The 10,939-nt window shown below is 70.2% G+C and carries 5 protein-coding genes; 3 read left to right on the top strand and 2 right to left on the bottom strand.

The window, feature by feature from the left end; all coding sequences use genetic code 11:
- Positions 1–47: 47 nt before the first annotated feature.
- Positions 48–3,062 (bottom strand): TonB-dependent receptor, encoded by a 3,015-nt coding sequence (locus QFW80_RS11080; RefSeq protein ID WP_280602009.1) that lies wholly within the window; start codon positions 3,060–3,062, stop codon positions 48–50.
- 464 nt (positions 3,063–3,526) lie between these two features.
- Positions 3,527–4,537, bottom strand: a complete 1,011-nt coding sequence (locus QFW80_RS11075) for a LacI family DNA-binding transcriptional regulator (protein WP_280602008.1) — start codon at positions 4,535–4,537, stop codon at positions 3,527–3,529.
- Between the two features lie 278 nt (positions 4,538–4,815).
- Here QFW80_RS11075 and QFW80_RS11070 point away from each other — a divergent pair, with 278 nt between their 5' ends.
- The 3 genes from QFW80_RS11070 (at position 4,816) to QFW80_RS11060 (ending at position 10,859) form a co-directional block, all read left to right on the top strand.
- Complete coding sequence (locus QFW80_RS11070; RefSeq protein ID WP_280602006.1) at positions 4,816–7,407, top strand: glycoside hydrolase family 3 protein; 2,592 nt, start codon at positions 4,816–4,818, stop codon at positions 7,405–7,407.
- Between the two features lie 247 nt (positions 7,408–7,654).
- Positions 7,655–8,368, top strand: coding sequence for a glutathione binding-like protein (locus tag QFW80_RS11065; RefSeq protein ID WP_280602004.1), 714 nt, complete (start codon positions 7,655–7,657; stop codon positions 8,366–8,368).
- A gap of 187 nt (positions 8,369–8,555) precedes the next feature.
- Positions 8,556–10,859, top strand: coding sequence for a S9 family peptidase (locus QFW80_RS11060; RefSeq protein WP_280602003.1), 2,304 nt, complete (start codon positions 8,556–8,558; stop codon positions 10,857–10,859).
- Positions 10,860–10,939 lie beyond the last annotated feature (80 nt).

Raw genomic sequence — 10,939 nt, 5'->3', positions numbered from 1 at the left:
CCGGCCCGCTGTTCGCCGCACGCCGTGGGGCGCGCCGGCCGTCCGCGTCAGAACTTGTAGCGCACGCCGAACATGTAGCGCGGCCCGGTCTGGGTGGCGAACCGGACCATGTTCTCGTGGCGTGCGTGGGTACGCATCGTCTCGTCGGTCAGGTTGATGCCTTCCAGGCTCAGGGTCAGGTTCTCGCTGACCTGCCAGCTGACGTTCGCATCCAGCTGGCCGTACGCCTCGACGTGGTTGGGGTCGGTACGCGGCCCGGATCCGGCGTAGAACTCGTCGCGCCAGTTGTAGGCCAGTCGCACCTGCCAGTCGTTGCGGTCGTAGAACGCCACCAGGTTGGCCGAGTCGCTCAGGCCGACCAGCGGATACTGCTGGCCCAGGCTCTGGTCGTCGAACGTCAGCCCGGAATCGACCATGGTGTAGTTCGCCGCCACGCCGAAGCCGGTCTGCCCGAACATGTGCTGGACGTTGATTTCCCAGCCATCGACCTCGTCCGAGCGCTGGTTGGCCGGCACGCTGATGTTGAACCCGGCAACCGGATCACCGGGCTGGCCGGTGATGCCACCGGTTGGGTTGCCCTCGCTGTCGAAGCCTGTCTGCACGACGCCGGGCTGGCCGGCGAAGTTCTCGAAGATGTAGGTGCGGATGCACACGCCATCGGTTGCCGAGCACCCGGCGGCGAGCGCCGCGTTCCAGTACGCGCCGCCGACCGGCGTATTCAGCTGGAACGGCTCTTCGCGCACGATCGTCGTGCTGATGAAGTTCTCGATGTCCTTGCGGAAGTAGCCGACGGAGAAGTAGTTGCCTTCGCCGTAGTACCACTCGAACGAGAGGTCGAAGTTGTCGGACTTCAGCGGCTCGAGCGACGGATCGCCGCGGCGGCCCTCGCCGCCGGAGGCGCGAACCACCGGCTGCAGTACCTGTCCGGCGCTGATGTCGCCCCAGCCCGGGCGGCCGATGGTCTGGCTGTAGCTGCCGCGCAGCACCATCTCCTCGGTGATGTCGAGCTTGAGGTCGAGGTTGGGCAGGACGAAATCGTAGCTGCCGGTATCGCGCGTGAACTCGCGTTCCGGCGCGTAGTCCACCGCAAGCTCGTTCGCCGCGATCCAGGTGATCGTCTGGCCGACGCGCTGCAGGCCTTCCGACTCCACGTCGGTCTTCTCGTAGCGCACGCCGAGCGCGACGTGCAGCGGCATGACGTCGCCGAAGGTGGAGGTCCACTGCACGTACGCGCTCTCGGACTTCTCGCGGGTGCGGATGTCGTCGGTGAACTCGGTCGGCATCTCGTAGCAGCTCGGGCAGCCGGTGATCCCGATCGCCGCCTGGCGCAGGCGCTCGAAGTCGAACACCAGGAAGTCGTCGGTCCACATCGGGTTGTCGTGGTTGCCGAACGCCTCGAAGTAGCGCGCCATGCTGTCGTTGTACCAGATGTCGTCGTCGTAGTCGGCCGGGGTGCCGACGCCGCCCCAGGTGTCGCGCTGCATCACCGCGGACGCCGAGCGGTTGTTGACCTCCATGGTGGAGATGCCGAAGTCCAGCCCCGAGTAGTCGCCGAACTCGAACCGGCCCTTGGCCTGCAGCTGCTCGACCTCGGACTTGTTGTAGCTGTTCTGGAACACCGAGCCGGTGACCAGCGCCTGCGACGGATCGACCTGGCTCACGCCCGCCGGCAGCAGCACGTTGACGATCGGGATCTCGCCGCTGTAGTCCACGGTGGTGTTGCCGCGGATGTACGCGGCCACGCCGAGCACGCCGGCCGACCCGTAGGGGCCACTGGGGCGCGAGGTGGCGCTGGAATCGTGGTAGTCGAACTCCAGGCTGAGCGCGTCGTTGACTTCCCACTCGACGTTGAAGCCGAGCATGTCGCTGGTGGTCTCGCTGCCGATCCTGGCGCCGCCCATCGACAGGTCGGAGCCGACCATGTCCTCGGAGTACATGATGGGTGCAGCGATCGGGCCGTCGGTCCAGCTGCTGTCGCCGGCGCCCTGGTTGAACCACACCGACAGCTCGCTGCGCTGCACCTGCACCTGCTGTTCGATGTAGTTGTAGTCGACCGTCGCGGTCACGTTGTCGGTCGGCGCCCACTGCAGGGTCACCTGGCCGTTGGTGCGCTGGCGCTGGATGCCGTTGACGCTGTAGCCGGTGTTCTGCGGACGGGCGTAGATGTCGCCCGGGCCCGGCCGGTTCTCGATGCGGTCGGAGTAGCCCTGGCCTTCCTGCGGCAGGCACTGCCAGCAGCCCGGGTCCGCGTTGTCGCCGGCGAAGGTCAGCCAGCCATCGGCGACCGAGGCCTGGTTGAAGCCGGAGTCGCGCTCCTGGTAGCTGCCGCTGAGCATCACGCCGAAGCGGCCATCGGCGTAGGACTGGCTGAAGATGCCCGACAGCTCGCCGGTGAAGTCGCTGCCCTTCAGCGTGCGCGGCAGGCGCTGGTTGGATTCGTCGTAGACCGACTTCAGGCCGAGGCTGACGACCGGATCGGCCTCCAGCGGACGCGCGGTGCGCACGTCGATGGTCGCGCCGATGCCGCCGGTGGGGTTGTCCGCGCGGCCGGTCTTGTAGACGTTGACCGCGGAGATCGATTCGCTGGCGAGGTTCGAGAAGTCGAACGAGCGCGCCGACGACGCGCCGGCGCCGCCGGGCCCGAGGTTCGAGGCCGGCATCTGGCGCCCGTTGAGCAGCACCAGGTTGTAGTCGGGCCCCAGGCCGCGCACGGTGATCTTCTGCCCCTCGCCGCTCGAGGTGCGGTCGATCGACACGCCGCTGATGCGCTGCAGCGACTCGGCGAGATTGGTGTCGGGGAACTTGCCGATGTCCTCGGCGACGATGCCGTCGACGACGCCCTGGGCGTCGCGCTTGATGTTCATCGACGACTCGAGGCTGGCACGGATGCCGGTGACGACGATGGTGTCGAGTTCCGCGGGATCGTCGTTCGTCGCCTGCTCGGCGGAGGTCGACGGGACGGGGTCCTGTGCGGCGGTTTGTGCCGCGAGCGGCGGGGCCAGCGCGATCAGCAGCGCAGACGTCAACAGGCGCCGCTTGGGCGCTGCGTGCGTGTATTTCATGAACCTTCCCTCTCCCAAGGTCGTCACGAAAGCGAGTTGTGGTGCCGCGACCATCACGGTCGGTGCGCCGGCATTAGGAATCCAACCTGACAGCGTTGTCAACCGCCGTTCGGCGTGTTACCGCTAACTTTCGAACGCGCTGCGTTTCGTTGATTGCGGCGGGTCATGCATCGGTCAATGCGTGACGCGTGCGTGTCGTGCGGAATGCAGATGGCGCGACGATCCTTGCGCGTATTCGGCGCACTCGCATGACGCGGCAGGCGAGCGCAGCGCGGGGAGTGTCGCGGCACTACCGTGCACCGCGCGCGCGGCGACCGGAACGGGACGGGGCCGCGTCGCGCGGCGGAGATCGCGTGCCCTCCGCCGCGCGCCGGCTTTCCACACAGCGCACTGCGCATGCAGCACGCGGCAGACGGGGATCGAACCCGATGCCGGGCGGCGCCACGCGCGCCGGTGTCGTGGACTCAGGTCCGGCGCGGACCGGTCGAACGCCGCAGCTCGAGCGTGTACGGGACCGTGACCAGCCCGCCCTCCCCCTGGTCGCGGATCGCCTTGAGCAGTTCCAGGCCGGCGAGGCGGCCCATCTCGCGCGTGGGCTGGCGCACGGTGGTGAGCGCGGGATAGATGTGGCGCGCGATCGGCGTGTCGTCGAATCCGCAGACCGACACGTCGCGCGGCACCGACAGCCCGCGCTCGCAGATCGCGCCGATCGCGCCGGCGGCCATGTCGTCGTTGGCGGCGAAGATCGCGGTGGGCGGATCGGGCAGGTCGAGCAGCCGGTTGGTCGCGTCGAAGCCCGAGTCGTAGGAGAACTCGCCCTGGATCACCAGCGACTCGTCCGCGGCGATGCCGGCCTGCGCGAGCCCGTCGCGATAGCCCGCCAGCCGCCACGCGCTCGCGCCGTGCGCGGCGTGGCCCTTGATGTGCGCGATGCGGCGGTGCCCCAGCGAAACCAGGTGCGCCACCATCTCGGCGACCGCGCTGCGCTCGTCCACCACCACGCCGATGCGCCGGTTCGATTCGGTCGGCGAGATGCTCGACCAGGGGATCTCCAGCTCGTCCAGCCGCGCCAGCAGCGCGGCGTCGTCGGTGATCGGCGGCGTCAGCACCACGCCGTCCAGGCGCGACTGCAGCACCAGCGACTCCACCTTCGACACGATGTCCTTGGCGTCGTACACCAGCGGCGCGAGCATCAGGTTGTAGTGCTGCGCCTGGCACGCGTCGAGCACGCCGAGCTCGACCTCCATCAGGTAGTTGCTCGACGGGTTGTCGTAGAGCATCGCCACCAGGTAAGACCGGCGCCCGGCGAGCACGCGCGCCGACGGGTGCGGCCGGTACTGCAGGCGCTCGACCACCGCGCGCACCCGCTCGCGGGTGGCTTCGGAGACGTTCGGCTCCTCGTTGAGCACGCGCGAGACGGTCTTCATCGACACGCCCGCTTCAGCCGCCACATCCTCGATCCGTACGCGCGCCATCGGTCTGCCGGTCCTTCCCGCGAAGGCTGCGGATTCTGCCAGAGCCGCGGGCGCGGCACCGGTGTGGTCTCTCCGGCGCGTGCCCGGCTTGCGTCCCCGATCGCGTTGCGGTGCCATTGCGCTGCTCCGGTCCGTGGGACGCGACCAACGCTTGTGCTGTGCAACAAGCTTCGCCGCGACAGACCGGGTATGGTGCACATTCTGACAACGCTGTCATGCCGCGACGCGCCATGCGTTCCGGCTGGCGGGCCGGCCTACGACCCAACGGAACCGAACCCATGAGCACTCCCCGCGCCTTCCTGTCCGCATCGCGCCTGAGCGCCGCCCTGGCCGCCGCCCTGGTGCTGGCGGCATGCGGCGATCGCGAGGCCGCCCCGGCACCCGCGGCCACGCCGGCCGATGCGCCCGCGGCCACGGCCGACGCCGGCACCGTCGATCCCGCCAACTGGCCGCAGCCCGAGTGGCCGTTCGCGGAGGACGCCGCGCTGGAGCAGAAGGTCGAGGCACTGCTGGCCTCGATGACGGTCGAGGAGAAGGTCGGGCAGATCATCCAGGGCGACATCGGCAGCGTCACGCCCGAGGACGTGCGCAAGTACCGGCTCGGCTCGATCCTCGCCGGCGGCGGTTCCGATCCCGGCGGCCAGTACAACGCCAAGGCCGAGGCGTGGCTCGCACTCGCCGACGAGTTCTGGGAAGCGTCGATGGACACCTCCGGCGGTGGCAAGGCGATCCCGGTGATCTGGGGCATCGACGCCATGCACGGCCAGAGCAACATCGTCGGCGCCACGCTGTTCCCGCACAACATCGGCCTGGGCGCGATGCGCAATCCGGAGCTGCTGCGCGAGATCGCGCGCATCACCGCGATCGAGACCCGCGCCACCGGCATGGAATGGACCTTCGCGCCGACCGTCGCCGTGCCGCAGGACGACCGCTGGGGCCGCGCCTACGAGGGCTATTCCGAGGATCCGGAACTGGTGGCCAGCTACGCCGGCGTGTTCGTCGAAGGCCTGCAGGGCAAGCCCGGCACGCCCGAGTTCCTCGACGACCATCACGTCATGAGTTCGGTCAAGCACTACCTCGGCGACGGCGGCACCGCCAACGGCAAGGACCAGGGCGACACCACGGTCAGCGAAGCCGAGTTGCGCGACATCCACGCCGCCGGCTACATCCCCTCGATCGCCGCCGGCGCGCAGGCGGTGATGGCCTCGTTCAACAGCTTCCACGGCGAGAAGATGCACGGCCACAAGCCGCTGCTCACGGACGTGCTGAAGGAGCGGATGAGCTTCGGCGGCTTCATCGTCGGCGACTGGAACGGCCACGGCCAGGTGCGCGGCTGCACCAACACCGACTGCGCGCAGACCTTCGTCGCCGGCCTCGACATGGCGATGGCGCCCGACAGCTGGAAGGGCATGTACGACTCGACCCTCGCGCACGTGAAGGCCGGCACGCTGCCGATGGAACGCCTCGACGACGCGGTGCGCCGCATCCTGCGGGTGAAGTTCCGCGCCAACCTGTTCGAGAAGCCCAGGCCCTCCGAGCGCGCGCTCGGCGGCAAGTTCGAACTGCTGGGTTCGCCCGAGCACCGCGAGGTGGCCCGGCGCGCGGTGCGCGAGTCGCTGGTGCTGCTGAAGAACCAGGGCGGCATCCTGCCGCTGTCGCCGAACTCGAACGTGCTGGTGGCCGGCGACGGCGCCGACAACATGAGCAAGCAGGCCGGCGGCTGGACGCTCACCTGGCAGGGCAGCGACACGAAGCGCGAGGACTTCCCGAACGCCGACACGATCTGGGACGGACTGAAGGAACAGGTCGAAGCGGCCGGCGGCCGCGCCACGCTGTCGGTCGACGGCAGCTACAGCGCCAAGCCGGACGTGGCCGTGGTGGTGTTCGGCGAGGAACCCTACGCCGAGTTCCAGGGCGACCTGGCGAACCTGATGTTCAAGGGCGGCAAGTCGGGCGACCTGGAACTGATGCGCAAGCTCAAGGCGGACGGCATTCCGGTGGTGGCGGTGTTCCTCAGCGGCCGCCCGCTGTGGCTCAACCGCGAGATCAATGCCGCCGATGCGTTCGTCGCGGCCTGGCTGCCCGGTTCCGAAGGCGGCGGCGTGGCCGACGTGTTGCTGCAGGGCGCCGACGGCAAGCCGCAGCACGACTTCAAGGGCAAGCTCAGCTTCTCCTGGCCCAAGCGCGCCGACCAGTACGCGAACAACCACGGCCAGGAGGGCTACGACCCGCTGTTCGCCTTCGGCCACGGCCTGACCTACGCCGACAACGGCGACCTGGCCGCGTTGCCGGAGGATCCGGGCATCGACGCGGACGCGGCGTCGGGCAACGTGTGGTTCGAGCGCGGGGTACCGACCACCGGCCTGACCCTGCGCCTGGTCGGTGCCGACGGCACGGCGATGGACGTGGTGCATCCGGCGGCGAAGACCGCCGACGGCTCGCTGGAAATGACCGCGGTCAACACCGACGTGCAGGAGGGCGCGCGCCTGTTCGCCTGGACCGGTGCCGGCACGGTGCAGCTGCTGTCCAACGCGCCGCTGGACCTCACCCGCGAGACCAACGGCGACGTGCCGGTGGTGCTGTCGCTGCGCGTCGACGCGATGCCGTCCGACGGCAAGGCGGCGCTGCTGGCCGGCTGCGGCGAAGGCTGCAGCGGCACGGTGGAACTCGGCGACGCGCTGGCCGCGCTGCCGGTCGGGCAGTGGACGCGCCTGGCGGTGCCGCTGAAGTGCCTGCGCGCGCAGGGTGCGGATACGGGCCGGCTGGACGTCCCGGTGCAGCTGCGTGCCGGTGCCGGCGCGAAGATCGCGCTGGCGCGGGTGGCGGCGAGCACCGAGTTCGACCAGCAGGTGGAGTGCGCCACCAACTGAGGCCTTCCTCCGCCGGGGCGCGCCGATCGGGCGATCGGTCGCCCCGGACTTTTCGGGGAAGCAGGCCGCGATGGCGGCGTGCGCATTGACGCCATTCCGCCGACGGTGATCCGTCTGCGCGTGCGCGCGAAGCGCGCGCACGCGGCCGTCGATCTTCCGCGACGCATGCAACGCAGCGGACCGTCCCCCGTGACGCCGCCGTGCATCCCGCGGCCTAGACTGGCGCCCCACGTCGCTGGAGGCCGCCATGATCGACCTGTACTACTGGCCCACGCCCAACGGGCACAAGGTCACGCTGCTGCTCGAGGAACTCGCCGAGGCCGGCGCGCGCCTGGACTACACCGTCAAGCCGGTGAACATCGGCACCGGCGACCAGTTCGCGCCCGGGTACCTGGCGATCTCGCCCAACAACAAGATGCCGGCGATCGTCGACCATGCGCCCGACGGCGGCGGCGCGCCGCTGAGCGTGTTCGAGTCCGGCGCGATCCTGCTCTATCTGGCGGAGAAGACCGGCCGCTTCCTGCCCACCGGCCTGCGCGAGCGCACCGCGGCGCTGGAGTGGCTGTTCTGGCAGATGGGCGGGCTGGGGCCGATGACCGGGCAGTACGGCCACTTCCACGTCTACGCGCCGGAACCGATCGACTACGCGAAGACGCGCTACGCCAACGAGGCCAACCGCCTGCTCGGCGTGCTCGACCGGCGCCTGGCCGGGCGCGCCTTCGTCGCCGGCGACGATTACACGATCGCCGACATGGCGATCTATCCCTGGATCGGCGTGTACGACAAGGCCCCGATCGACATGGCGCCCTATCCGGACGTCCGCCGCTGGCATGCGCACATCGCTGCGCGCCCGGCCACCGTCCGCGCCTACGCGCTGGCGGCGCAGGTGAACCCGGATGCCGGCAAGCCGATGGGCGAGGCGGAGAAGAAGCTGCTGTTCGGGATCGAACCGAAGCGATAAGGGTGCCGGTATCCCGGATAGGCGAAGCGCATCCGGGATCGCATCGTGCCCGGCGCCTCACATCCGACGTCGCACGTTGACGACGCGAGGGCCACCCGGATGCGCTGTGCTTATCCGGGCTACGGCGAACGCTACATGGATCGGACGCGGCTTCTACAATGGCCGCCAAGCCCGACGGATGTTGTCCATGCGCCTGACCGCCCTGCTCGCCATGACCCTGATCGCCGCCACCGCCGCTCACGCCGCCCCCGGGACCGCCCCCGGGAAACTGACGCTGGAGGCCATCACCGGCGACGCGCCGCTGTCCGGCCCGACCCTGATGAAGCCGCAGGTCGCGCCCGACGGCTCGCGCGTGAGCTTCCTGCGCGGCAAGGACAGCGACCGCAACCGGCTCGACCTGTGGGAATACGACGTCGCCAGCGGCCAGACCCGGATGCTGGTCGATTCGCGCGTGGTGCTGCCCGGGGAGGAGACGCTCAGCGACGAGGAGAAGGCGCGGCGCGAGCGCCAGCGCATCGCCGGGCTCTCGGGCATCGTCGACTACCAGTGGGCGCCGGATGCGCGCTCGCTGCTGTTCCCGCTGGGTGGCGAGCTGTACCTGTACGACCTGGCGAAGTCCGGCGGCGACGCGGTGCGCAAGCTCACCGGCGGCGGCGGTTTCGCCACCGATCCCAAGCTTTCGCCGCGCGGCGGCTTCGTCAGCTTCGTGCGTGAGCGCGAGCTGTGGGTGATCGACCTGGCCAGCGGCGAGGAGATCCGCCTGACCCACGACGCCAGCGACACGGTCGCCAACGGCGTGGCCGAATTCGTCGCCGACGAGGAGATGGACCGCCACACCGGCTACTGGTGGGCGCCGGACGATTCGGCGATCGCGTTCGCGCGCATCGACGAGTCGCCGGTGCCGCTGGTCAAGCGCTACGAGATGTACGCCGACCGCACCGAGGTGGTCGAGCAGCGCTACCCCGCCGCGGGCGAAGCCAACGTGCGCGTGCGCCTGGGCGTGGTCGCGCCGCGCGCCGGCGCGAAGCCGCAGTGGATCGACCTGGGGCCCGACGAGGACATCTACCTCGCCCGCGTGGACTGGCGCGATCCGGCGCGGCTGACCTTCCAGCGCCAGTCTCGCGACCAGCAGCGGCTCGACCTGGTCGAGGCCACGCTGGCCACCGGCGCGCAGCGCACGCTGGTCACCGAGACCTCCGACACCTGGGTGCCCCTGCACAACAGCCTGCGCTTCCTCGACGACGGACGCTTCGTGTGGCAGTCCGAACGCGACGGCTTCGAACACCTGTACCTGGCCAGCGAGGACGGCGCGCGGCTGACCCAGCTCACCCGCGGCGACTGGCCGGTGGACGCGCTGCTCGCGGTCGACCAGGCCGCCGGGCAGCTGTACTTCAGCGCCGGCATGGTCACGCGCCGGCCCGGGGTGCGCACCGATGCCGAACTGCCCGCGCCGGTGGCCGCGCCGACGCAGCGCCACATCCATGCCGTGTCGCTCGACGGCGGGCGCATCCAGACGCTCTCGCGCGAAAGCGGCATGCACAACGCCAGCTTCGCCCGCAACGCCAGCATCTACGTCGACAACTGGTCGAGCACGACCGTGCCGCCACAGATCGAACTGTTCAAGGCCGACGGCGCCCGCATCGCCACCCTGGTGCCGAACGACCTCGACGCGCCGGATCATCCCTATGCCCCGTACCGCGACGCCCACCTGCCGACCGAGTTCGGCACCCTCACCGCCGCCGACGGCGAGACGCCGCTGCACTACAGCCTGATCCGGCCCGCCGGCTTCGATCCGGCCCGGCGCCACCCGGCGGTGGTGTTCGTCTATGGCGGGCCCGCGGCGCAGACCGTGACCGACGCCTGGCCGGGACGCAGCGACGCGTTCTTCAACCAGTACCTGGCGCAGCAGGGCTACGTGGTGTTCTCGCTCGACAACCGCGGCACGCCGCGCCGCGGCCGCGATTTCGGCGGCGCGCTCTACGGCGTGCAGGGCACGGTGGAAGTGGACGACCAGCGCAAGGGCGTGGAATGGCTGCGCGCGCAGCCCTGGGTGGACGGCGCGCGCATCGGCGTGCACGGCTGGTCCAACGGCGGCTACATGACGCTGATGCTGCTGGGCCGCGCGCCCGACGACTACGCCTGCGGCGTGGCCGGCGCGCCGGTGACCGACTGGGCGCTGTACGACACCCACTACACCGAACGCTACATGGGCCTGCCCGACGCCAATCCGCACGGCTACCGCGACGCGCGGGTGCTCGCGCACGCGGCGGGCATCCGCCCCGGCGCGCTGCTGCTGATCCACGGCATGGCCGACGACAACGTGCTGTTCACCAATTCCACCGCGCTGATGAGCGACCTGCAGCAGCGCGGCACGGCGTTCGAACTGATGACCTATCCCGGCGCCAAGCACGGCCTGCGCGGCAGCGACGCCCTGCACCGCTACCGCCTGGCCGAATCCTTCCTCGGGCGCTGCCTCGCGCCGATGCGCTGAGCGCGCGTCGCGCATCCGGCACGGCGTCGGCGACGCCTGCCTCGACAGCCTGCCGGGGGCGGATGCGGCCCGTGCCCGTC

The organism is Luteimonas rhizosphaericola (assembly GCF_029888045.1).
Taxonomy (GTDB): Bacteria; Pseudomonadota; Gammaproteobacteria; order Xanthomonadales; family Xanthomonadaceae; genus Luteimonas; species Luteimonas rhizosphaericola.
The sequence above is the reverse complement of the archived record's forward strand: the minus strand, read 5'-3'. Positions and strand labels throughout refer to the sequence as shown.